The sequence below is a fragment of the Phaeobacter sp. JH20_08 genome (genome assembly GCF_048056635.1).
Classification (GTDB): domain Bacteria; phylum Pseudomonadota; class Alphaproteobacteria; order Rhodobacterales; family Rhodobacteraceae; genus Phaeobacter; species Phaeobacter bryozoorum.
On the sequence record NZ_JAYMVV010000005.1, the window covers coordinates 460,093 to 483,851 of the forward strand.

Here is a 23,759-nt window from a genome sequence, read left to right on the forward strand (position 1 = left end):
CTTGCACTTGTGGGGATTGCAGATTTAATCATCCCCTCCTGATGAAGAGTGATGACGATGATACAATACGCTCTGAAATGCGCTGAAGGACACAGTTTTGACAGCTGGTTCCAGTCGGCAGCCGCTTTTGACAAGCTGGCAGCGGCGGGGATGGTGGCCTGTGCGCAATGTGGATCCAGTCAGGTGGAAAAGGCAATCATGGCGCCCCGCGTGCGCCCCGGCCGTACGGCGGTTTCGCCGGTCGGTGAGGCAGAGTCGCGTGCCGCTGCGGGGGCTGTCGCGCCGCAGCAACCTGCACCACAGGCGGCTGGAGCGCCGGGCGCGCTGCGGGCGGTTCCACCCGGTGCGGGGGCGCTGAGCACCCCATCGGGAGAGCTGGAGGCTGCGGTGGCGGAGCTGCGGCGCAAGGTTGAGAAGAATTCAGATTACGTCGGTAAGGATTTCGCCAATGAGGCGCGCGCCATGCACCTTGGTGATGCGCCGGAGCGGGCGATCCACGGTGAGGCCCGGCCGGAAGAGGCGCGGGCGCTGATCGAGGAGGGCGTGCCGGTGCTGCCGCTGCCCTTCCTGCCCAATAGAAAAACCAATTGAAGGAAGAGCATGTATGCATGTCGTCGTGACAGGAACCAGCCGGGGCATTGGCCGCGAATTGGTCGCGAAGCTGCGGGAGGATGGTCACGAGGTGACGGGCACGTCGCGCGATCATTCCTCCGGTGTGCGGCTGGATGTGACCGATCCCGGCCAGCAGGCGCGGTTTGCCGCCCAGCTGAAGGGGCGACCGGTTGACCTGCTGGTGTGCAACGCCGGTGTCTATCTCGATAAATCAATGGCGCTGGAGGATTACTCTGCCGAGGTCTGGGGCAAGACGCTGGCCGCCAATGTCACTGGGGTCTTTTTGACGGTGCAGGCGCTGTTGCCGAACCTGCGGCTGGCGGCGGATCCGAAGATCGCGATCATTTCGTCACAGATGGCGAGCCATGCCCGTGCGCCCGGCGGCAGCTATGCCTATCGCGCGTCAAAGGCGGCAGCGCTCAATATCGGGCGCAATCTGGCGACGGATCTGCTGCCGGAGGGCATCGCCGTCGGGATCTATCATCCGGGCTGGGTGCGGACGGATATGGGCGGCGAAGAGGGCGACATCTCGGTGCAGGAATCCGTCGCCGGGCTGCTGCATGAGTTTGACGTGCTGAGCACGGAAACCACGGGCTGTTTTCACACCTGGGATGGCCGTATCCACGCCTATTGAGCGTGCGAGTGAAGACCGGCTGAACAGATCGGCGCGGAAACGAATAAGGCCGGAGCATTCGCTCCGGCCTTTTTTGGTTTGCAAAGCCCCGCAGGGCGGTGGCTGGCCGTGGCTCAGTCCCAGCAGCTGACCAGAACGGTCATGCCGCTGGCCTGACGGGTCAGCGCCCCGACCGGCAAGGCGGTTGCCTCAGCGCTGGCGTCAGAGGCGGTGACCCCGGCGCTGCTCAGGGCGGCGCGCAGGGTATCGGCATTTGCCGCAAAACTGACCCCTTCTGGCAGCTGGGTGGCGCCTTTGGTCTGGCTCAGCAATATGCCCTGCACTGCGCCATCGGTGGTCAGCACCGGGCCGCCCGCATCGCCCGGCTGGCTGCTGAGTTGCAGACGCGAGACACCGGGGTTGCCGGACAGATCCTTTACATCCTGCAAGCTGCCCCAGCTGAGGCTGGGGGCGCCGAGGACGCCCTCGTAAGAGAAGCCGGAAACCGCGATATCGGACTGAAGCCGGGCGGAGGCGCTGGCCAGTTTGGCGACGGCCATCGGGGCCAGCGCCTCAACCGGGCGCAGCACGGCGATGCCGGTGGCGGTGTCGGTATAGGCGACCTCGGCCTGGTAGTCGTGATCCAGTGTCACCCGGGTGCAGCCTGCAACCACATCGGCGGTGGTCGCCACGCTGCCCTTGGCATCGACATAGAAGCCGGAGCGCGACAGGCGCGGCTTGCGCACGTCAAGGCCCGAGATCAGATCGACATTCTGCGGGGCATCGGCACCGGCGGCGGGATCCAGAACGCCGTCGATGCGTTCGAAGCTGGCCGACATCGCTGCCAGCACGCGGGCGCGCCGCTCGTCGTCACCGGTCGGCCAGACCAGCGTGAAGCCCTTGATTTCGCCATTGGCGAGCCGGGCCTCGGTATAGGAGACGATGCCATTGCCGCGGCCTTCCAGGGTGAAGCTGTCGCCGCTGCGCTGGCGCGGACCGTCCAGAGGGACGATCTCCAGCGTTTGCATGATGTCGTAGAGACCGTAGAGCGTGCGCCGGTCACCGGGCTGGCTGATCAGCAGCAGCTGCGCGCCGAGATCGCCGCTGCTCTTGAACAGGGCAAAGGGAGATTCGTAGCGATCGAAGGTCACTTCACCTGCGGGGACCTGCATCGAAATCCCGGCTTTGGTATCGGTGAGGGGGGCCATGCCAACCGAAATCAGCGGCGCGTTATATTCATCCATCAGCGCCTGACGCTGGGCGGTGGTCAGCACACCGGTGGGCGCGTAGCCGCGGGCCGACTGCCAGTCCGACATGGAGCCACGCGTGCCGCGACCAAAGGCGCCGTCGATGGTGGAAGTATAGAAACCGGCGGCCTTGAGCGCGGTTTGCAGATCCATGCGTTCTTCGCGGGTGAGACGGGATTCGCTGCGGCGCGCCTCAGCCGGGGTCTCATCGGGGAGCACGGTTTCGACCGGTTCCGCCGGGGCCTGGGTCACCACTGCGGGGTCGATCGGCTCCAGAACCGGGCTTTCGACGGTGGCCTGCGGTTCGGTATTGGCGGTGGCGGCTGTCGGGTAGAACTGATTGCCGAGGTTGCTGCTTAACGCGATGAAGCTGTCGCGCGGGATCTGCCGTTCGGCGCGGTAGACCTGAAGCACCCGGTCGGCATCGCTGCGGGTATAGGGGCCAAGCAGAATGCCATACCAGCCACCGCCAAGCGAGAAGCCGGAGACATCGGGCAGCCGCGCGGCAAATTCCTGCGCTTCGGCCTGGGCTTCGCGCAGGGAGGCGCGGGCGGCAACCTGGATCCAGACCGTCTCCTGCGCGGATTGTTGGGTGCCGGTCTGGGCGGTGGCAACACCTGTAAAGGCGGATGCCAGCGCCATCAGGGACAGTGCCAGCGTAGCAATCAAACTCTTCATCAAAAGGCCTCTATCGGGGTGATCGGTCGTTGGCGCGCACATAACCACTTTCGCGCCGCGAAGGGAACTCCTCTTCGCAGGGGGAAAACCCGGCGGATGGCGCCAAATTCGGCTGATGTGGTCTCAGGGACGCGCTGGAGGGCGGGGGCTGCGTGTTTCAGCGGGGCCGGAGCCGCTGAGGCTGCGATGCGCCGTTGACCCTGCGCCGGGGCTTGCATAGGAAGAACCCCGGATTTGCTGCCCCCATAGGGAAGAAACATGACCGACACCAAAGGCGCTCCGCGCTCGTTCCAAGAGATCATTCTGCGGCTTCAGACGTACTGGGCCTCCAAAGGCTGTGCCATTATGCAGCCCTACGACATGGAAGTCGGCGCGGGCACCTTTCACCCCGCGACCACGCTGCGCGCGCTGGGCAGCAAGGCCTGGGCGGCCGCCTATGTGCAGCCGTCGCGCCGTCCGACCGATGGCCGCTATGGTGAGAACCCGAACCGGTTGCAGCACTACTACCAGTATCAGGTGCTGATCAAACCCTCGCCGCCGAACCTGCAGGAGCTGTATCTGGGCAGCCTCGAGGCGATCGGCGTCGATATGGACATGCACGACATTCGTTTTGTCGAAGACGACTGGGAAAGCCCGACGCTCGGCGCCTGGGGCCTCGGCTGGGAGGTTTGGTGCGACGGGATGGAAGTCAGCCAGTTCACCTATTTCCAGCAGGTCGGCGGCTACGATTGTCACCCGGTATCGGGCGAGCTGACCTATGGTCTGGAACGTCTGGCGATGTATATTCTGGGCGTCGATCACGTGATGGACATGCCGTTCAACGACCCGGACGCGCTGATCCCGCTGAGCTATGGCGATGTGTTCAAGCAGACCGAGGAAGAATACGCGCGCTGGAACTTTGACGTGGCCAATACCGAGGTACTGCTGCGCCATTTCGAGGAGGCCGAGGCCGAATGCGCCGCGATCCTCGCGCAGGAGCATATCGACCCCAAGACCGGCAAACGCATCATCATGGCCCATCCGGCCTATGACCAGTGCATCAAGGCCAGCCATGTCTTCAACCTGCTCGATGCGCGCGGCGTCATTTCTGTCACCGAGCGGCAGGCCTATATCGGCCGGGTGCGCGCGCTTGCCAAGCAATGCGCCGATGCCTTTGTGCAGACCGAAGCCGGCGGTCACGCAGCGTAACCCGAGGCTGATTGCCAATAGGAGTCCACGGTATGGGCAAGTTCCTTTCGCTGATCCTGATCTGCTCCGGCCTCGCGGCTGGGGCGGCGATGTATTACCTGCAGGTCTACGGCTTTTACGAGGATGTCGAGCTGCAGCCGGGCAAGGACGTGATGCTGACGCCGCTTGGTGGTGGCGCGGCGCTGCCGATCCGCTACAGTGGCTTTGAGGCGATCGACGCGGAGAGTTCTCCCATTCGCTATCGCGCCTGTTTCGCTACCGATCTGAAGCCTGAAGAGCTGGCGCAACTGTTTGTGCTGTCGGATCAGAAAGAGCCGCGCAATGCGCCGGGCTGGTTTGACTGTTTTGATGCCGAAGCCATTGGCCAGGCGCTGGCCGAGGGACGCGCCGAGAGCTTTTTGTCGGTCAAGAATATCTCTTACGGGGTGGACCGTATCGTAGCGATCACCGACGCAGGGCGCGGCTATGTCTGGCATGAGCTGAACGATTGCGGCCAGAAAGCCTATGACGGCACGGTTGTGGGCGAGGAATGCCCGCCCCGGCCAGAGGCGGTCGGAGGCGAATGATGCTTGCCTTTCTGAAGAGTACCGCCCCTCTGGGGCGGCGCAATAGCGCCACCCCGCGGGACGGCGCAGCCCTTCGTTCAGAAGCGGCTCCTTTCCGTCAACACGTATTTTCCGCGCCGCGCGCGGCCATCCGTAAGGACATCTGATGCCTGATCTTCTGATTGAACTGTTTTCCGAGGAAATTCCGGCCCGTATGCAGGCGCGTGCGGCGGAGGATCTGAAAAAACGCGTGACCGATGGTCTGGTCGAAGCGGGGCTGACCTATGCCGGTGCCCATGCGCTATCGACGCCGCGCCGTCTGACGCTGGCGCTTGAGGGGCTGCTGGAGCACTCCCCGACAGTGCGCGAGGAGCGCAAGGGGCCGAAAGTGGGCGCGCCGGACAAGGCCATCGAAGGCTTCCTGCGCGGTGCGGGCCTCACACGCGAGCAGCTGGAGGAGCGCGACACCCCGAAGGGCGCAGTCTATTTTGCCCTGATCGAAAAGCCGGGGCGCCCGGCGGCAGAGATCATTGCAGAGGTGCTGGAAGACACCATCCGCAATTTCCCCTGGCCGAAGTCCATGCGCTGGGGATCGGGCGCCCTGCGCTGGGTGCGCCCGCTGCATTCGATCCTCTGTCTCCTGTCCAAGGAGGATGGCGCCGAGGTTGTGCCGCTGGATATCGATGGGATCGCATCGGGCAAGACCACATTTGGCCACCGTTTCATGGCGCCGGATCAGATCACCGTATCCAGCTTTGACGATTATGCCGCCAAGCTGAAGCGGGCGCATGTGGTGCTGGATCCGGCCGAGCGGGAAGCGGCCATCTGGCAGGAGGCCACCAATCAGGCCTTTGCCAGCGGGTTGGAGGTTGTCGAGGACAAGGGTCTTCTGGCCGAGGTCGCTGGTCTGGTGGAATGGCCAGTGGTGCTGATGGGCGCCATCGACGATGAATTCCTGGCGCTGCCGCCGGAGGTCTTGCAGACCTCGATGAAGGAACATCAGAAGTTTTTCTCGGTGCGCAATCCGAAGACCGGGCGGATCGAGAAGTTCATCACCGTCGCCAACCGCGAGACCGCCGACAATGGCGCGACCATCCTGGCGGGCAACCAAAAAGTTCTGTCGGCACGGCTGGCGGATGCGAAGTTCTTCTGGGAGAATGATCTGCGCACGGTGACCGAGCAGGGGTTTGAGCCCTGGGTTGCGAAGCTGGGCAATGTGACCTTCCACAACAAGCTGGGCACGCAGGCGGCGCGGATTGACCGTATTGCCGCGCTGGCCCGCGAGATCGCGCCGGTTGTCGGCGCCGATGCCGATCTGGCAGAGCAGGCCGCACGGGTGGCAAAGGCCGATCTGAGTTCCGAAATGGTCTATGAGTTCCCGGAATTGCAGGGCCTGATGGGGCGCTACTACGCGGAGGCGGCTGGCCTGCCGCAAGAGGTGGCCAATGCCTGCGAGGCGCATTATTCGCCGCTTGGCCCGTCGGATGATGTGCCTTCCGAGCCGGTCTCGGTTGCCGTGGCGCTGGCCGATAAACTGGACACGCTGACCGGGTTCTGGGCGATTGATGAAAAACCCACCGGCTCCAAAGACCCCTTTGCTCTGCGCCGTGCTGCGCTGGGGGTGATCCGGCTGGTGCTGGACAATGATGTGCGGATGCGGCTGGACGGGGCAATTGATGCCCATCTGCTGCGCCATGAAATGGCCCAGAACGGTGGTGACCCGGTTGCTACGGGGCTGATGCAGGACATGCTGAACGAGATCGCCGATCACGGTGTCTTTGGTTCTGCCGTGCGCACGGTTCTGGATGCCTTTGACGGGGATCTGCCCAAACATATCGAGCGGCTGAAGACGCAGCTGCCGGATGTGTCGCGTGATCTCCTCTCCTTCTTCCACGACCGGCTCAAGGTGTTCCTGCGTGATCAGGGCATCCGTCATGACGTGATCGACGCCTGCATCGCGATGGAGGCCAACGATGACCTCACGCTGCTGGTGAAACGCGCCCGTGCGCTGGAGGAGTTCATGGCCTCCGAGGATGGCGAGAACCTGTTGCAGGGCTTCAAACGGGCCAACAATATCCTGGCGCAGGCCGAGGAGAAGGATGGCGTAGAATATTCCTACGGCGCGGATAAGAAATTCGCCGAGGATGACAGCGAAGTGGCCCTGTTCGATGCGCTTGCGCAGAGCGAGGGGGCGATCTCTTCGGCCATCGAGGCCGAAGATTTCGCGGCTGCCATGGGCAGCATGGCCGCATTGCGAGCCCCGGTGGATGCGTTTTTTGAAGCGGTGCAGGTCAATTCCGACAATGAGGTGGTGCGCCGCAACCGCCTGAACCTGCTGAGCCAGATCCGCAAGGTCTGCGGGCAGGTCGCCGATCTGACCCGGATCGAGGGCTGAGACCCCCGCAGGGCCGCGATCTGACCGCGCAGTCCGGGCAGGCAAAACAACGAGAAACCGGGGTGATCGCAGGGTCGTCCCGGTTTTCTCCTTTTGGTCCACGTGCTTTTCCTTGCGGGAATGGACGACAGGGCTATGCTGCATAGCAAAGGAAAGGCGCCGCAGTGCAGAAAAATGATCGAGACATGGCTCGTGCCCCACAGGATGAGACGCCGGATTTTGTGCTGATCACGCCGGTGGCACCCATTGCCAATCACACCCATGGCGGGCGGGCGAAATGCCTGCAACGTCTGGTGCGGCTGGATCTGCCGGTGCCGCGCACCGTGGCGCTGTCGTTTCAGGCGGTGCACGGGATCGCCCAGGGCGAGATGCCCGATATGGCGGCGATTGTTGACGCCTTTCCGTCGGATGCGCTGCTCTGTGTGCGCCCGTCGTCACAGGATCCCGATTGGGGCGGCCCCGGTGCGATCCTCAACATCGGCATGAATGATGCGCGCTATGTCGACCTTTGCGACAGTCTTGGGCGCGACGGGGCGGCGGCCTTGTATCTGCGGTTTGTGCAGTCTTATGCGGTGCATGTGGCGCGGCTGGACCCGGATGTCTTTGACGATGTGGAGGACGGTGGGCCGGATGCGCTGAGCGAGGTTCTGCACGCCTATGAGGCGGAGACCGATGAGCCGTTTCCACAGGATCCGGCGGAGCAGCTGGCGGCGGTGTTGCGGTCGATGGCGCGGGCCTGGGAAGGCACCTCGGCCCGGCTGTTGCGGCAGGCCAAGGGCGCGCCTGCGGATGCCGGGCTGGGTCTGGTGGTGCAGGAGATGGTGCCGGGCTTTGGTCAGGGCGAATGCGGTTCGGGTGTGTTGCAGCTGGTCAATACCAAGACCGGTGAGCCGCAGATCACCGGGCGGTACCTGAGCCAGAGCCAGGGGCGCGATGCGCTGGGGGCGGGGGCCGAGGCGCTGTATCTGGAGTGTGACCCGCGCGGGCCATCGCTGGAGGAATCGGCGCCCGAGGCCTTTGCCGATCTGAAATCCCATGCCCGGCTGATGCGACAGCGTCTGCGCGAAGAGATGCAGGTGGAATTCGTGATCGTGAGCGGTGCGGTGCATATCCTGGACGGGGTGCGGGTCACCCGGTCGGCACAGGCGGCGGTGCGGATCGCGGTGGCGCTGGCCGAGGATGGCATTATCCCGCGGCAGGAAGCGGTGATGCGGGTCGACGCGCATATTCTGACCGAGCTGCTGCACCGGCAGGTGGCGCCGGGGGCGACCCGTGATGTGATCGGAAAGGGCATTGCCGCCAGCCCGGGTGCTGCCACCGGGCGGCTGGTGTTTACCGCTGCGGAGGCGCAGGCCAGTGCGGCGCGCGGTGAGCCCTGCATTCTGGTGCGGCGCGAAACCTCGCCCGAGGATGTGCGGGGTATGCACGCGGCGGTAGGGGTGCTGACGGAGCGCGGCGGGATCACCAGCCATGCGGCGGTGATCGGTCGCGGTCTCGGGCTGCCATGTATCGTCGGGGCCTCTAACCTGAAGTTCCACAGTCGGCGCAAGCAGCTGGTGGCCCAGGGCGACCGGGTGTTCAGCCGTGGCGATATCATTACCATCGACGGCAGCAGTGGCGAGGTGCTGGCGGGCGAACCGGAGATGCTGGAGGCGGCGGAGGACGGCGCCTTTCAGACCCTTCTCACCTGGGCCGATGAGGTGCGCGATATCGACATCCGCGCCAATGCCGACACGCCGGAGGATGCCGAGACCGCGCGCAAGTTCAACGCGCAGGGGATCGGCCTGTGCCGGACCGAGCATATGTTCTTTGATCCCGGCCGGTTGACGGTGATGCGGGAGATGATCTTTGCCGAGACCTCGGAGGGGCGGGCTGCGGTGCTGGCGCGGTTGCTGCCGATGCAGCGGGAGGATTTCTTTGCGCTGTTTCGCATCATGGAAGGGCTGCCGGTCTGTATTCGGCTGTTCGACCCGCCGCTGCATGAATTCCTGCCGACCTCCAAAACCGGGCAGCGGGAGCTTTCGGAAGCCTTGGGCATCCCGGTGAGCGATGTGACCCGCCGGGTCGAGGAGATGGAGGAATACAACCCCATGCTGGGCCTGCGCGGCGTGCGGCTGGGGGTGACGGTTCCGGAAATCTACGACATGCAGGCACGGGCGATTTTCGAGGCCACTCTGGATGCCTCCAAGGAGGGCGATCCGGTGGTGCCGGAGATCATGATCCCGCTGGTCTCGGCCAAACGTGAGGTGGAGCTGGTGAAGGCGCGCATTGATGCCGTCGCGCTGGCGGTGAAGGCCGAGCGTGGCGAGGATTTCACCTATCGTCTGGGGGTCATGGTGGAGACCCCGCGTGCGGCCCTGCGCGCGGGTGAGATTTCGCCGCATACGTCGTTCCTCAGCTTCGGGACCAACGACCTTACCCAGATGACCTATGGCATGTCGCGGGACGATGCGGGGCGGTTTATGTCGGCCTATGTCAATCAGGGCGTCTTTCCAGAGGATCCTTTCCACGTGCTGGATACAGACGGGGTCGGCGAGCTGCTGAAACTGGGGGTTCAGCGGGGTCGTGCAGAGAACCCGCAGATCACGCTGTCGATCTGTGGCGAGCATGGCGGCAACCCCGAATCGATTGCGTTCTGTCGCGAAGCCGGGTTCGATTACGTCTCCTGTTCCCCGTTTCGGGTGCCCGTTGCACGGCTTGCTGCGGCGCAATTGGCGATTTCCAGCCAAACCGGAGATTCACCACGCGAATCTCTAAAATCGTAAAGAAAACAAGGGGCTTTCGCAGGGGCAGCAGAAAGCAGCGGATTGGCGCTTAACCAAGGGGCAGCGGGGTGCGCTGTCCCGCCGCTGGACGTTTGGAGGGATTTCCACTAGGAGGTGCGATCGCGTGACGTTGGGATGGCCGTGCGCGATCTGTCTAGTGGGGATGCCCTTATGAAGATTCTGACTGTAGCTGCCGTGTTTGCTGCCGCCTTGGCAGCGGCCAAAGATGTATATGCGGATTCCGGTTTGGACGCGCTGTTCGAACGTGAGCAATCCACCCTGAACGCCGTGCCGACCGGGCGTTTGAACAATTTCTTCAACTTCAACCGCTCGGCCAAGAAGGCCAAGGCGACCGAAGTGAAATTCACCAAGGCATGGCTGGACACCATTCCGGCCGCCAAGGGGGGCGAGAATTTTGCCTGCCTCGCCGAAGCGCTGTATTTCGAGGCGCGCGGTGAAACCGTGAAGGGCCAGTTCGCCGTTGCCGAGGTGATTATGAACCGTGTGAAATCCTCGCAGTTCCCCGACAGCCTGTGCGGCGTGATCAACCAGGGGACCGGGCGCAAGTATCAGTGCCAGTTCACCTACACCTGCGACGGCCACAAGGAAGTGATCCGCGAGAAAACCGCATTTGAGCGGGTCTCCAAAGTGGCCCGTCTGGTGATGGATGGGGCGATCACCGGGATCACCGATGGCGCGACCTATTACCATACCACAGCGGTGCGTCCGCGCTGGAGCAAGAGCTTCACCAAGACCGCGCGGATCGGCGTCCATCTCTTTTACCGCGATGATCGTTTTCGGACTGCGCTCAACAACTAAGGCGTGTCAGGGGCGGGTGCTTGCCGTGGTTGAAACCCTGGCAGCGCCGTTTTCGGCCACTGGTATGGCGCATGAAGGCCTGTTATGCGGGCGCGGCATGTTTATGCTGGAACCTCACCGCCAGATAGCCAGTTCAGGGGCTCGACCGTCATGTCTTCAGAAATTCGTCTCGCATTTGCGCATCCTTCCGAACGGTCGGAGGCCACTGCAGCGCGCGGACCGCTGGATCGGATTTCGCTCAGGGATCACATCGTCGAGGTGGAAATCGGCGCCTTTCAGGCAGAACGCGGAACCACCCAGCGTATCTGCTTCAATGTGGTTGTCGAAGTTGCGCCGCTGCCTGCGGATCTGGATGATGATGTCGACCGTATCCTGTCGTATGACCGGGTGACAGAGGCGATTGCGCGTGAGCTGTCCGAAGAACGTCTGAACCTGCTGGAAACCCTGGCGGAGCGCGTGGCCGAGCGGATCCTGCTGGAACCGCAGGCTGTGCGGGCCTTTGTGCGGATTGAGAAACTGGATCGCGGGCCGGGGGCACTGGGTGTGGAAATCGTGCGCGCCCGCAATCAGGTCGCGACCGGTGTCGACAGTGAAGAGCGCCCGCATCCGCGGCTGATGTATCTGTCCAACCGTGCCATCGACAGTGACCACCTGACCGGCTGGATCGACCAGATGCAGTGCCGCAAGCGTCCGTTGATCCTCTGTGTTGGGGCGCATGAGCTGGCCACGCCGCAGACCGGTCACAAATGGACCCAGCGCCGGATTGATCTGCTGGCGATTGAACAGAACGCCTGGCGGCTCGCGGCAAAGGATGATCGCTGTGTCGTCGTTTCGACGCGAACGGAGCTGGACTGGGCCATGAAAAACGGGCAGATTTGCGTCTGGGCTCCGTCAAAAATCGTTTTGGATGCGGTAGATGGCCCTTCGGCGGCGCCCTCTGACGCGGTGGCGCTGGCTGCCTGGTTCGCCGCCACATTCGAGGCCGGCGAGATGATCGTGATTGGCGCCGCACTGCCTGGCAATCCGGGGGTGCCGCTGCGCGCCGTGGATGTGGAGCAGACCCAACTGTGAGTTATTACCGACCGCTGGTACAACACGGGGACAATCGCCCCGAGGGGGCGTTGTCGCTGATCAGTGGCGGGCTCTGGTTTACCCAGGTGGAAGTGCTGGAGCGCGGCGCGCCACCGCGGCTGATGCCTGCGGGTCTGCTGCCCGAGGATGTGCGCCACCGGCTGACGGCGCGGCGGGCAACGATTGCCGGGCTGGATATGACGCAGCCGCAGATCATGGGCATCCTGAATGTGACCCCTGACAGTTTCTCGGATGGCGGGCAGCATGATGAGGTCAGCGCCGCCTGCGCGGCGGCTTTGCAGATGGTTGCCGATGGGGCAAGCATCATCGACGTTGGCGGAGAATCCACCCGCCCCGGTGCCGCGCTGGTCCCCGAAGATGAGGAGATCCGCCGCACCGCTCCGGTGATTGAAGCGATCCGCGCCCGTTCGCAGGTGCCGATCTCCATTGATACGCGCAAGGCGGTCGTTCTGGCCGAGGCGCTGGATGCCGGAGCGAGCCTGACCAACGACGTGTCGGGATTTACCTTTGATCCGGCTCTGGCACCCTTGACTGCGCAGGCCGGGGTTCCTGCTTGTATCATGCACGCCCAGGGCGACCCGGCGACGATGCAGGACGATCCGACCTATGAGAACGTCCTGCTGGATGTCTATGATTTCCTGAAGGGGCAGATCGACCGGCTGGAAGATATCGGGGTGGTGCGCGAGCAGATCGTGGTTGATCCGGGCATCGGGTTTGGCAAGACGCTGGACCACAATCTGACCCTGTTGCGCAATCTCAGCCTGTTCCATGGGTTGGGGTGTCCAATCCTGCTGGGGGTGTCGCGCAAGGGCTTTATCGGCAAGCTGGGCCATGAGCCGGATGCTGCCGCCCGCGCGCCGGGCTCTATCGCGGTAGGGCTTGCAGCCCTGGCCCAAGGCGTGCAATTCCTGCGGGTGCATGATGTTGCCGAGACGGCGCAGGCGGTTCGCCTGTGGCAGGCCGTCCGATAAGACCCGACCGAAAGGGCTGATATGCGCAAGTTTTTTGGCACGGATGGCGTGCGTGGCACGGCCAATATCCATCCTATGACAGCGGACATGGCGCTGCGCATTGGCGCGGCTGTCGGCCGGTATTTCCGCCGCGACGCCTCAGGGGTGCACCGTGTGGTGATTGGCAAGGACACCCGCCTGTCGGGCTACATGTTCGAAAGCGCACTGACCGCGGGGCTGACGTCGACCGGTATGAATGTGCTGCTGCTTGGCCCGGTGCCGACACCGGCGGTGGGGCTGATGACCCGCTCGATGCGCGCCGATCTTGGCGTGATGATCTCGGCCAGCCACAATCCGGCGGCGGATAATGGGATCAAGTTCTTTGGACCGGATGGTTTCAAACTGTCCGATACCGTCGAAATGGAACTGGAAGCTCTGATCGAGGCCGGTGTCGAACCCGCGCAGGCGCAGAATATCGGGCGTGCGAAACGGATTGATGACGCGCGGTTCCGCTACGGTGAGCGGGTCAAAAGCTCGCTGCCCCGCGATATCCGGCTGGACGGGCTGAAGGTGGTGATTGATTGCGCCAATGGGGCTGCCCACCGGGCTGCGCCGGAAATCCTGTGGGAGCTGGGCGCCGATGTGATACCGGTGGGTGTTTCACCCGATGGCACCAATATCAACCGCGATTGTGGCTCTACTCATCCGGGGACCGCGGCGGAGACCGTTGTGGCCCATGGCGCCCATGTGGGGATCTGTCTTGACGGGGATGCCGACCGGGTGATCCTGATCGACGAGACCGGAAAAGTGGCGGATGGCGATCAGCTGATGGCGCTGCTGGCGACCCGCTGGGCCGAGGATGACCTTCTGTCCGGCAAGGCTCTGGTGGCGACGGTGATGTCCAATCTGGGGCTTGAGCGGCACCTCGACGCGCGCGGGATAGGGCTTGAGCGGACGGCAGTTGGTGATCGCTATGTCGTGGAACGGATGCGCGAAGGCGGCTTCAACCTCGGCGGCGAGCAGTCCGGCCATATTGTCATGTCGGATTACGCCACCACCGGCGACGGGCTGATGGCAGGGCTGCATTTTCTTGCGGAGATGATCCGCTCCGACAGCCCGGCATCGCAGCTGGCCCAGCAGTTCACCCCGGTGCCGCAGCTGCTGAAGAATGTCCGATTTGCCGCCGGGCAGACACCGCTGGAAACAGATCAGGTGCAGAGCGCGATCCAGAGCGCCGAAGCCTCTCTTGCGGGGCAGGGACGTCTGCTGATCCGCAAGTCAGGCACCGAACCGCTGGTTAGGGTCATGGCCGAATGCGAAGATGCTGCCGTGCTGAGAGAGGCGGTGAATAGCGTGGTTGCTGCGGTTGAGGCGGCTGTGGCTGAATAGTCCGGTCGTCGGACATGCCCTGTGACAGGGCTTGTGACATTACAGGGCTTGTGACAGGCCGATGGACAGCTGAGATGGACCCGCTACCCGCTACCGGTGACCGGGTGGCGGGTTTTGCTTTGTCTCAGGGCCGCAGCTTGCGCGGGGGGCCAAACAATCGCCGCAACGCACCGAACTGGCTGATGCCCAGACCGCCGAGGATCAGGGCCATCGCCAGCAGCATGGAGGGCGGAAGTTCCTCGCCCAGAAATATGGCCCCCAGAACCACCGCCCAGACCGGAACCTGATAGTTGGTCAGTGTCATGAAGGTGGGGCCTGCTTCACGAACGACAATGACCCGCAGCAGATTGGCAGCGGCGGTGGGGATCAGGCCCAGAACCGCTGCAATGCCCAGGATTTGCATGTCCGGGATCACCGGTGGTCCCTCCAGCAGCCAGGCCGCAGGCAGGGTCACGGCAGAACCGATGATGAGCAGGATGGCGGCCAGCCCCAGCGGATCCACTGGCGGCAGGCGCCGGGTCAGGATGGAGCTGACCGAATAGCAGGCGGCGGCGGACAGGCAGGCGGCCCGGCCATAGCCCTCCAATGCGGTGCCGGTGCTCTGAAACGCCTTGCTGCCGATCAGGACCGCGACCCCGACAAAGCCGATGGAAAACCCGATCAGGCGGCGCAGGGTCATCTGCTCTCCCGGCACAAAGACATGCGCCAAGGGCAGCACCATCAGCGGAATCGCCGCCATGCTGACGCCGGTAAATCCAGAGGAGACATGCTGCTGGCCCCATGAAATCAGCATGAAGGGCAGCGCGGTGCTGAGGACGCCGATGATCACCAGCGATGGCCAGTTGGTCTCATCCTTGAACAGCCTGAACCCGCGCAGACCCCAGATCGCGGTCAGCAGCAAAGCTGCAAACCCGATGCGGCTGGCCGCGAGCCAGAACGGCGTCGTGCCCGTCAGGGCCAGCTTGATCAGCAGGAATGTCCCACCCCAGACAAAGCCCAGGGTGGCGATCATCAGCCAGTAGCGCGGAGCGATATCGGGCATCGCGATCTCCCTTTGTGGTGTCGCGCGACAAGACCCCGACGGAGTGGCCGGGTCAATCGCAATTGCTTTGTCCGCTATCGAACGAATTGCGGTTCAGGCCATGCGCGGGCGGCGGCTGCGGCTGAGGAGGAGGCCGCCGAGGATCAGCGCCAGCGCGGCAAACAGCTGCGGTGGTAGGGTTTCCCCCAGCAGCGCCGCACCAAAGATCACCGACCAGACCGGCACCTGATAGTTCACGGTGGACAGGAAGGCCGGGCCTGCGCTGCGGGCGACCTGCACCAGCAGCACCTGGGCGAGCGCGGTGGGCAAGAGGCCGAGGTAGATCACGGCGCCCAGTGGCAGTGGGGCGGGCAGCTCTGGCAGCCCTTTGACCCAAAGCGCGGCCGGCACCATCATTGTGGCTCCGCACAGGAGGGTTGCTGCCGAGAGCGAGAGCATATTCACCTGTGGGCAGAGCCGGGTGATGATCGCACCGATGGCATAACAGAGCGAGGCCCCAAGGCAGGCGAGGCGGGCCAGCGATTCAAAATCCGTTCCGGCAGAGCGGAGGGCGTCGACCCCGATCAGCACCACCACACCGGCAAAGCCGATCAGGAAGCTGATGCAGCGGCGCAGGGTCATATGTTCGCCCGGCACCAGAAAATGCGCCAGCGGCAGCACAAACAGCGGCACCACCGCCATGCAGACCCCGGCAAAGCCGCTGGCCACAAAAGTCTGCCCCCAGCTAAGCAGGGTGAAGGGCAGCGCATTGGTAAAGATCCCCATGCCAGCCGCGCAGGCCCAGATGATGCGGCCGTCGCGGTTGCGCAGGGTGGGCAGGCCGATTCCCATGGCGTAGACAGCCGCCAGCAGACAGGCTGCACCGATGGAGATCCTGAGCGCGGCAATGGTCAGCGGCGCAAAGCCCCTGAGCGCCAGTGACACCGCCATGAAGGAGGCGCCCCAGATCACACCTAGGAACAACAGCTTGGCCCAATTGGCGGCACCGGGGGAGTCTGGCATCGGATCACCTCAGTGAAATAAATGAAAAAGGGCGCCCCAAACAGGAGCGCCCCGGAGAGCTAGGGTGTGCGAGCAGTCTCGCGGGCGCCTTAGTTCTTCTCTTTGTCGACCATCTTGCCTGCGGAAATCCAAGGCATCATGTCGCGCAGCTTGCCGCCGACCACTTCGATCTGGTGCTCGTCGTTGGCACGACGCGACGCTTTGATGGTGGGCTGGCCCACAGCGTTCTCCAGCATGAAGTCGCGCACGAATTTGCCCTGCTGGATGTCTGTCAGCACGTCCTTCATGGCTTTTTTGGTCTGCTCGTAGGGCAGGATGCGCGGGCCGGTGACATACTGGCCGTATTCCGCGGTGTTGGAGATCGAGTAATCCATGTTGGCAATGCCGCCTTCATAGATCAGGTCAACGATCAGCTTGGTTTCGTGCAGGCACTCGAAATAGGCCATCTCAGGTGCGTAACCGGCTTCGACCAGAGTTTCGAACCCGCAACGGATCAGCTCGACGATGCCGCCGCAGAGAACCGCCTGCTCGCCGAACAGGTCGGTTTCGCATTCTTCGCGGAAGTTGGTTTCGATGATGCCGGAGCGGCCGCCACCGATGGCGGAGCAGTAAGACAGGCCGATTTCCAGCGCTTTGCCGGTGGCGTCGGTGTCAACAGCCACCAGGCAGGGCACGCCGCCGCCTTTGGTGTATTCACCGCGCACGGTGTGGCCGGGGCCTTTGGGGGCCATCATGATGACGTCGACGCCTTCTTTCGGCTCGATCAGGCCGAAGTGCACGTTCAGGCCGTGGGCAAACGCGATCGCGGCACCCGGACGGATGTTGTCGTGGACGTATTTCTTGTAGGTTTCTGCCTGCAGTTCGTCGGGCATGGTGAACATGATCACGTCACACCAGGCCGCCGCTTCTGCGATACCCATCACCTGCAGGCCTTCGCCTTCGGCTTTCTTCGCGGAAGGGGAGCCTTCGCGCAGGGCGACGACAAGGTTTTTGGCGCCGCTGTCGCGCAGGTTCAGCGCGTGGGCGTGGCCCTGAGAGCCATAGCCCAGGATGGCCACTTTCTTGTCCTTGATCAGGTTAACGTCGCAATCGCGGTCATAGTATACACGCATGATCATCGTCCTTTTGGTTCGTGTTTGGATGCAGCATAGGCATGTTTTCAATAAAGGAGAGGCGTATCTGGCGCGAAAATCTGCAAATTATTGCAATGGTCATTCGTGTACTATGCAATTATGATGAAAATCATGCTTGATGACTTGGACCGACGCATACTTCGCCATCTTCAGGCGGATCCAGAACAATCGCTGCCTGATCTGGGGGATCGCCTTGGCCTCACCGCCTCGCGCCTGTCGCGGCGGCTGGAGAAGCTGCGCGAGACCGGCGTGATCCTTGGGCAGCGGGCGGTGATCGACTGGCGTGCGCTTGGCTATGAGGTGGAGGTTTCGCTGCGGATCACGCTGGACAAGACCAATCCCCGCGCCTTTGATGAATTCATCCCCGCCGCGCGTGAGATCCCGGAGGTGCTGGAAATCCAGACCTTCCTCGGCCAGGTCGATGTACGGCTCTCGGTGATTGCGCGGGACATGGCACATTATCAGGGGATTTACCGCAGCCAGATCCTGATCCTGCCGCATATCACCGACATCGAGGCGCTGATGCATGTGGCACGCATCAAATCGGACGAGGCGCTGCCGATATGATGGCTCTGGATGACATCGACCACGCGCTGCTGCGCGCATTGGGACGGGATGCCACGCAATCGGCCGGCGCCTTGGGGCGCGAACTGGGGCTGAGCCAGCCCGCAACCTGGCGCCGCATCCGCCGCCTGCAGGAGACGGGGATCATCCGGGGCCGCAAGCTGGATCTTGATGCCGGCAAGCTGGGCTTTGGTGTGACGGTCTTTCTGGGGCTCAAACTGGCCACCAAGGGGCGCGTCTCGCTTGAGGATTTCGAACGTGCGGTGACTGCCATCCCGGAGGTGCAGACGGTCGAACATGTGCTGGGCATGTATGACTATCGCCTGCGGGTGACGGCGCGCGACATTGCTGATTTTGAACGCGTGCTGCGCCGCCGGATCATGACCCTGCCGGGGGTGGGCAATGTGGATGCCAACGTGCTGCTGAGCGAAGAGCGCCGGCCCGGCCCGCTCGGCTAGACGCCGCCGTCGCCCGGATGCGACAGCCCTGTCATCTTTCCCCAAATACTCTCGCCGAAGGCACCGGTCCCCGCAGGGGGCCGGATCCCTATTTTACCCCAAGCCCCATCTGCATCAGGGTCTTGCGTACGGGGGCCATGGAATAGAGCGCATTCAGGCCAAACGCGCGCAAATCGCGCAGCGGGCGGGGCGACAGCATCGAGGTCCGGTTCAACAGGTCGATCCCCTTCACCCGCATCAGAATGTCGCCATGGCGGGCCTTGTGATAGCTCTCGAGCATCCTGGCGTCGCCCAGGGCCTCGGGCCGGGTCTGTGCCAGATCCAGCAGCACCCGGAGATCTCCCAGGGACATATTCAGGCCCTGGGCGCCGATTGGTGGCACCACATGGGCGGCTTCGGCCATCAGGGCAAGGCGTTCGCCCGACATGCGGGCGGCAGACTGGCTGATGATCGGCCAGATGCTGCGGCGTGAGGCCAGCCGCAGCTCTCCCAGCACACCGCAGCTGCGCCGGTTCATCTCGATTTCGAACGGGGCCTGATCCATCCGCTGCAATGCCTCGGCTCTTGGGCCGCGTTCCATCCAGACAATCGCAGAGGAGGGCCGACCGTCGTGATCGGGCAGCGGCACCAGAGTGAAGGGGCCGCCGGAGCGGTGAATTTCGGTCGAGACATTCTGATGGGGCAGGTCGTGGGTCACGGCGAAGGCCAGCGCCTTCTGTCCGTAACGGGTGGTCCGCACAGGGATGCCCGCTGCCCGCCGCATCGGGCTGTCGCGCCCGTCACAGGCGAGCACAAGACGGGCCGTGACCCGGGTGCCATCGCTCAGGGTGACCTGGGCGGAGTCCGTGCGCGTGAACAGGCCGGTGGTGCCCAGACCCGCACGGAAATCTACCGTCTCCAGATCGTCCAGACGCGCCAAAAGTTCCCGGCGCAGGAGCCAGTTGGGCAGGTTCCAGCCAAAGGGCTGATCGGAGATATCGGCGGATTTGAAATCCTTGGTGACACGGGCCACCGGCTCGGCCCCGCCAGCGTCAATGATCCGCATGATGTCCAGCGGCGCGGCGTGGGCGTCGAGCCGGGTCCAGATCCCGGCGTCCTGCAACAGCGCCTTTGCCGGTTGCAGGATCGCGGTGGTTCGCAGATCGGCACCGGCCTCGTCGCGCAGTGTTACGGGCGCGGTCGGGTCGACGCAGATCACCCGGAACCCGGCGGCGCCAAAAGTTGCGGCGGCGGTGAGCCCGGCGATACCGCCACCCGAAATCAGAATGTCACAGCTGTCAGTCATCAGACCTGCCTTTCATCACTGGTCCTGAGATAGGCCGCTGGCAGCTGGAATGACAAGCGACATACTGTCCTTATGCCGGGCCTTTTTCGGGGTTCAATTGGCGCCGCGCCCCTAGCCACAGGTGATCATCACCAAGACGACAAACATGATGCCGGTCTTGGCGACCGCAGGGAGGAACAGCGCGGGCAGGCCCCAGATCGCAACAGCGAGGCCCCAGAGCAGAACATAAAGGAGGATAGCCAGAAGCGCCTTTGTGGCGCCGCTGTTATGGCCATCGGCAGGCACGGGAGCCGCCGCCGGGGCTGCGGTCACAGTGGTGCGGTGCTGGCTGTGGTCGAACGTCAGGTCATTCATCGGGCGGGCATCCTTGGCTGTGGCGGAGTGCGCAGCCTGATGGCGGAAGGGCCGGGCCTGCGCGGAAAAGATACCTGCCATATAGAGGTTAGCAGTCCCGGAAAAAGTCGGGTGCGGCGGCGCGCCACGGGGGGGCGACAGGATGCGCAGGCCGGTGCCACCTTACGCTGTCCGCAGGCGGCTACAGCAGCCCGAGAAACCCGGTCAGATCATCCGTGTGGTGGTGAATATGCGCGCCGGTCGCCGCGGTTGGTGCCACATGCACCGTACGCATCCCCAGATCATGCGGCGCCTGCAGATTGCGCGGATCGTCCTCGAACATCGCAGCCTTTGTCGGGTCGATCTTTGCCTTGGCAAAGATGATGTCAAAGGCCTGACGTTCGGGTTTGGGGCGGTAATTGGCATGTTCGACCCCGTAGATCTCGTCAAAGCAGCCCTCAAGACCCCGCGCCGCCAGCACCCGCTCGGCATAGGGGGCGGTGCCATTGGTATAGATGATCCGCTTGCCCGGCAGATCCCGGATCCGTTCGGCCAGCAGGCTGTCCGGCTCCAGATGATCGAAATTGATGTCGTGGACCTCGATCAGGAACGGGTCCGGGTCCAGATCGTGATGGGCCATCAGCCCGGCAAGGGTGGTGCCATGTTCGCGCCAGTAGTCATCTCGCAGCTTATTGGCCATCTGCTGGTCGACGCCAAGCGCGGTCATGACGTAGTCCGTCATCTTGACCTCGATCTGATCGAACAGCCGGGCGGAGGGGTGATAGAGGGTGTTGTCGAGATCGAACACCCAATGGCGGACGTGAGAAAAAGATTGCGATACCATGGCCTGTGACCTAGGTCGCCCGCCGCATGATTGCAACTGTCGCCATGCGCCGGTGCACTACATCGCCGTGGCGTCTTCGGGTCGATCCGAGGGGCTGATTTTAACTGCGTGGTCGGGGCGGGGTTGATTGCACGGCGGCCGGACCTGTAGACATCGGGGGTCAACAACCCAAGGATCGACATGAACCTGACCCGCAGCACCAGCCAGACCGACGCTTACGCGCTGATCCTTGAAGCCATCGATGTCGGGGTTTACCGGCCCGGAGACCGTCTGGTCGAGAGCGACCTTGCCGAACGGTTCGGTGTCTCGCGCACGCCCATCCGCGAGGCGTTGCAGCGGCTGGAGACCCAATCGCTGCTGGAGCGCGATGGCCGGTCGCTGATTGTTGCCTCGTTGGATCACAACCAGATGGCGGAGCTATATGTGGTGCGGCGCGAACTGGAAGGGCTGGCGGCCAGCCTTGCGGCGCGGCACGCTACCGAGGAGGAGGTCCGGGTGCTGCAGGAGATGGTCGCCTCTGACGATGCCTTTGTAGACAATCCGACGGAGCTTGCGAAGGCCAACCGCCGGTTTCACGAGCAGATCCATCTGGCGTCACATAACCGGTATCTGGTGCAGCAGCTGAACCTGGTCCACCGCACGATGGCGCTGATGGCGACCACCTCGCTGGCGGCGGAGGGGCGGGGCCGGATTGCGCAGGCTGAACATAAGACCATCGTGAACGCGATCGAGCGTCGCGATGAAGAGGCGGCGGGGCGGGCGCTGAAGGATCATATTTCTGTTGCCTTCATGACCCGACTGAAACAGGACGCGGGCGATCGCAGCAAGGACTAGGCGCCACCGGTCGGGAGCCTCGGGGCGAGCGGCTTGCGAGCCTTCGCAGGTTGGCCGTGCGCGGTCTTGTCCCAGAAGAACGGTTTGAAAATCAGCTCGTAGAGCGCCTTGTAGACGGCAATCACACCCATCGGAAAATAGAGCATCATGCTGGGCGCCCAAATCGCCAGCGATCGCCGACCGCTGGCAAAGGCCGCTGTAACGGCGATGATGATGCCAAGGAGTTCAAAGAAAACCAGGGCGGCAGCGGCCAGATAGGGCGCGCCTGCGGGCAGCAGCGGGGCGCTGGGATGGCCAAGGCCGAGGGTGATCAGCCAGAAGGTCCAGAGGCAGGGCGCCAGCAGGAACTGGCCAACGGTGCCGAGGAAGAAAGCCTGAAGGCCGAGGAACTGGCGCCAGCCCAATTGCCGCGCCAGCACGGCGGGGCGGCGCATATGCACCAGATAGGTGACCATGAACCCCTTCAGCCAGCGCGAGCGTTGCTTGATCCAGGGCCATGCGCGGCAGTTGGCCTCCTCATAGGTGGTGGTGGGCAGCATTTCCGTGCGATAGCCAAGGCGGCTGAGGCGGACGCCAAGATCGGCATCCTCGGTCACGTTATGGGCGTCCCAGCCGCCCAGCTGTTCCAGAATGTCGCGGCGGATAAACAGCGTGGTGCCACCCAGCGGAACCACCAGACCAAGGCGGGCGATGCCCGGCAGTACGATGCGGAACCAGCTGGCGTATTCGAGGGTGAAACAGCGCGAGATCCAGTTCTGATCCGGGTTGTAGTAGTCGAGCGCGCCTTGCAGGCAGGCCAGATCGTTATCGCCCTGCGCAAAGGCACGTGCGACCTGTTCCAACTGGTCGGGATCCGGGGCATCTTCGGCATCCCAAACACCGATAATTTCCCCCCGGCAGTAGTTCAGCGCGTAGTTCATCGCCCGTGGCTTGGTGGTCAGGCCGCCGTGGGCGGGCACTTCGATCACGCGGAACCAATCGGGTAAATCGGCGCAATGGATGGCGTTGCGGGTGACCTCGTCGTCTTCTTCGAGGACCAGAAGCACTTCGAGCAGGCTGCGCGGGTAGGTGAGTTTGCACAGGCGTCGCAGGAGGGCGCGGCCGATTTCGGCCTCTTTGTAGAGCGGGACAAGGATCGACATGCGCGGCAGGCGCCGTCCCGTGGCCGCCAGCTGTAGAGGGCCTGCGCTGGGCGGCTGCTTTGGTAGAGGCTGCGTGCTCTCGTGCAGACGTCGCCGCCGCCGGTCCTGCAAATGGGATACGAATCCTGCACATTTCAGCAGAATGAACAGCAAGAGCGTAAAGAGCGCCAACCCGCAGAGCAGGGTGAAAACCAGCCTTGGCCGGGTCGCGGTCAGGCCAAGGCCGGCGAGCCCCGTCAGCAGCGGCAGGCCTAGCCAGTTCGGCTGGCGCAAAGTGCGGCAGCTATAGCGCAGCGGTACAGAGGCGCTGGCGTCGCGGGCAAGATCCTCGCGGAAATGACTGCTGAGCAGTTCGGTGATCTGCGCTTCGCTTGCGATCACCGGCCGCACATCGCCAAAGCTTTCTGCAAGGTCGCGCTGCACCTCGGCAAAGGCGGCTGGATGCGCTATCGCGACGATCACAGTCTGCCCCAGTTGCATGTATGGCAGCGCACAGCGACGCAGCCAGAACCGGGCGGGTTTGCGCGCGAGCAGACGCGCCTGGGGGCGATGACCGCCCAGATCAACCCGTGGCATCCCGTGCTGGGACGACAGCGCATCCAGAACCTGCTCCTGACTGGCCCACCCTTCGGAAACAAGGATCTGATCAATCGGAGCGCGCTGATGCTGACGCAGAACCAGCGCCCGCATCAGGTGATCCTTGCTGACGGCGTGATCTTCCACCAGCCGCCGTTCAAAGGAGGTCTGGCGTTCGCGCCGAATGAGGGGTCGTGCCGCCTCTAGGAATTTGAGGTTGTGTTCAACCATGACAGCACAGTTTATGCGGTCA

Annotated in this window: 21 protein-coding genes; 13 read left to right on the forward strand and 8 right to left on the reverse strand. The window is 63.5% G+C overall.

Annotation, left to right across the window (positions count from 1 at the left end; translation table 11 throughout):
* Positions 1-57 precede the first annotated feature (57 nt).
* Together VWY75_RS04205 and VWY75_RS04210 are read left to right on the forward strand one after the other, a co-directional pair.
* Positions 58-591, forward strand: a complete 534-nt coding sequence (locus VWY75_RS04205) for a DUF1178 family protein (RefSeq protein ID WP_416539351.1) — start codon at positions 58-60, stop codon at positions 589-591.
* 13 nt (positions 592-604) lie between these two features.
* Positions 605-1,246 carry an SDR family oxidoreductase gene (locus VWY75_RS04210; RefSeq protein ID WP_340544676.1) on the forward strand — a complete coding sequence of 214 codons (642 nt, stop codon included), beginning with the start codon at positions 605-607 and terminating at the stop codon, positions 1,244-1,246.
* 113 nt (positions 1,247-1,359) lie between these two features.
* Here the strand turns inward: VWY75_RS04210 and VWY75_RS04215 are convergent, their stop codons facing one another.
* Positions 1,360-3,150: a serine protease gene (locus VWY75_RS04215; protein ID WP_416539342.1), complete on the reverse strand. Its 1,791-nt coding sequence runs from the start codon at positions 3,148-3,150 to the stop codon at positions 1,360-1,362.
* Between the two features lie 258 nt (positions 3,151-3,408).
* Between VWY75_RS04215 and VWY75_RS04220 the strand changes: the two genes are divergently transcribed.
* The 8 genes from VWY75_RS04220 to glmM all read left to right on the forward strand — a co-directional run bounded on the left by VWY75_RS04220 (position 3,409) and on the right by glmM (position 14,293).
* A complete protein-coding gene (locus VWY75_RS04220) occupies positions 3,409-4,338 on the forward strand; it encodes a glycine--tRNA ligase subunit alpha (protein WP_340544678.1) in 930 nt (309 codons plus the stop codon).
* Between the two features lie 32 nt (positions 4,339-4,370).
* On the forward strand, positions 4,371-4,904 hold the full coding sequence (locus tag VWY75_RS04225; protein WP_340544679.1) for a DUF6446 family protein: 534 nt from the start codon (positions 4,371-4,373) through the stop codon (positions 4,902-4,904).
* A gap of 145 nt (positions 4,905-5,049) precedes the next feature.
* A complete protein-coding gene (glyS, locus tag VWY75_RS04230; protein WP_416539341.1) occupies positions 5,050-7,278 on the forward strand; it encodes a glycine--tRNA ligase subunit beta in 2,229 nt (742 codons plus the stop codon).
* A gap of 185 nt (positions 7,279-7,463) precedes the next feature.
* On the forward strand, positions 7,464-10,043 hold the full coding sequence (locus VWY75_RS04235; RefSeq protein WP_416539340.1) for a putative PEP-binding protein: 2,580 nt from the start codon (positions 7,464-7,466) through the stop codon (positions 10,041-10,043).
* A gap of 135 nt (positions 10,044-10,178) precedes the next feature.
* On the forward strand, positions 10,179-10,862 hold the full coding sequence (locus VWY75_RS04240; protein ID WP_340546285.1) for a cell wall hydrolase: 684 nt from the start codon (positions 10,179-10,181) through the stop codon (positions 10,860-10,862).
* Between the two features lie 150 nt (positions 10,863-11,012).
* Complete coding sequence (locus tag VWY75_RS04245; RefSeq protein ID WP_340544682.1) at positions 11,013-11,933, forward strand: dihydroneopterin aldolase; 921 nt, start codon at positions 11,013-11,015, stop codon at positions 11,931-11,933.
* On the forward strand, positions 11,930-12,925 hold the full coding sequence (folP, locus tag VWY75_RS04250) for a dihydropteroate synthase (RefSeq protein WP_340544684.1): 996 nt from the start codon (positions 11,930-11,932) through the stop codon (positions 12,923-12,925). Before VWY75_RS04245 ends, folP begins: the two co-directional genes overlap by 4 nt.
* Before the next feature lie 21 nt (positions 12,926-12,946).
* Positions 12,947-14,293: a phosphoglucosamine mutase gene (gene glmM, locus VWY75_RS04255; protein WP_416535785.1), complete on the forward strand. Its 1,347-nt coding sequence runs from the start codon at positions 12,947-12,949 to the stop codon at positions 14,291-14,293.
* Between the two features lie 124 nt (positions 14,294-14,417).
* Here the strand turns inward: glmM and VWY75_RS04260 are convergent, their stop codons facing one another.
* From VWY75_RS04260 to ilvC, 3 genes are all read right to left on the reverse strand, one after another.
* Positions 14,418-15,335, reverse strand: coding sequence for a DMT family transporter (locus VWY75_RS04260; protein WP_416539339.1), 918 nt, complete (start codon positions 15,333-15,335; stop codon positions 14,418-14,420).
* A 93-nt stretch (positions 15,336-15,428) separates the two neighbouring features.
* A complete protein-coding gene (locus tag VWY75_RS04265) occupies positions 15,429-16,337 on the reverse strand; it encodes a DMT family transporter (protein ID WP_416539338.1) in 909 nt (302 codons plus the stop codon).
* Between the two features lie 89 nt (positions 16,338-16,426).
* A complete protein-coding gene (gene ilvC, locus VWY75_RS04270) occupies positions 16,427-17,449 on the reverse strand; it encodes a ketol-acid reductoisomerase (RefSeq protein WP_340544688.1) in 1,023 nt (340 codons plus the stop codon).
* A 132-nt stretch (positions 17,450-17,581) separates the two neighbouring features.
* Here ilvC and VWY75_RS04275 point away from each other — a divergent pair, with 132 nt between their 5' ends.
* Together VWY75_RS04275 and VWY75_RS04280 are read left to right on the forward strand one after the other, a co-directional pair.
* Positions 17,582-18,037 (forward strand): Lrp/AsnC family transcriptional regulator, encoded by a 456-nt coding sequence (locus VWY75_RS04275; protein ID WP_340544689.1) that lies wholly within the window; start codon positions 17,582-17,584, stop codon positions 18,035-18,037.
* The gene (locus VWY75_RS04280; protein WP_340544690.1) at positions 18,034-18,492 is read left to right on the forward strand and encodes an Lrp/AsnC family transcriptional regulator; all 459 of its coding nucleotides are present in this window, start codon (positions 18,034-18,036) and stop codon (positions 18,490-18,492) included. The genes VWY75_RS04275 and VWY75_RS04280 overlap by 4 nt, the downstream gene beginning before the upstream one ends.
* An 88-nt stretch (positions 18,493-18,580) precedes the next feature.
* Here VWY75_RS04280 and VWY75_RS04285 read toward each other — a convergent pair whose 3' ends face one another.
* From VWY75_RS04285 to VWY75_RS04295, 3 genes are all read right to left on the reverse strand, one after another.
* On the reverse strand, positions 18,581-19,777 hold the full coding sequence (locus VWY75_RS04285) for a UbiH/UbiF family hydroxylase (RefSeq protein WP_340544692.1): 1,197 nt from the start codon (positions 19,775-19,777) through the stop codon (positions 18,581-18,583).
* Between the two features lie 111 nt (positions 19,778-19,888).
* Positions 19,889-20,131, reverse strand: a complete 243-nt coding sequence (locus tag VWY75_RS04290; RefSeq protein ID WP_416541673.1) for a hypothetical protein — start codon at positions 20,129-20,131, stop codon at positions 19,889-19,891.
* 181 nt (positions 20,132-20,312) lie between these two features.
* Entirely contained in the window at positions 20,313-20,954 is a 642-nt protein-coding gene (locus tag VWY75_RS04295) for a pyrimidine 5'-nucleotidase (protein ID WP_340544694.1), read from the reverse strand.
* Between the two features lie 180 nt (positions 20,955-21,134).
* On the opposite strand from VWY75_RS04295, the gene VWY75_RS04300 reads away from it, so the two are divergent.
* The gene (locus VWY75_RS04300) at positions 21,135-21,788 is read left to right on the forward strand and encodes a GntR family transcriptional regulator (RefSeq protein WP_416539336.1); all 654 of its coding nucleotides are present in this window, start codon (positions 21,135-21,137) and stop codon (positions 21,786-21,788) included.
* Here the strand turns inward: VWY75_RS04300 and VWY75_RS04305 are convergent.
* Positions 21,785-23,737, reverse strand: a complete 1,953-nt coding sequence (locus tag VWY75_RS04305; protein ID WP_416539335.1) for a glycosyltransferase — start codon at positions 23,735-23,737, stop codon at positions 21,785-21,787. The genes VWY75_RS04300 and VWY75_RS04305 overlap by 4 nt on opposite strands.
* Positions 23,738-23,759 lie beyond the last annotated feature (22 nt).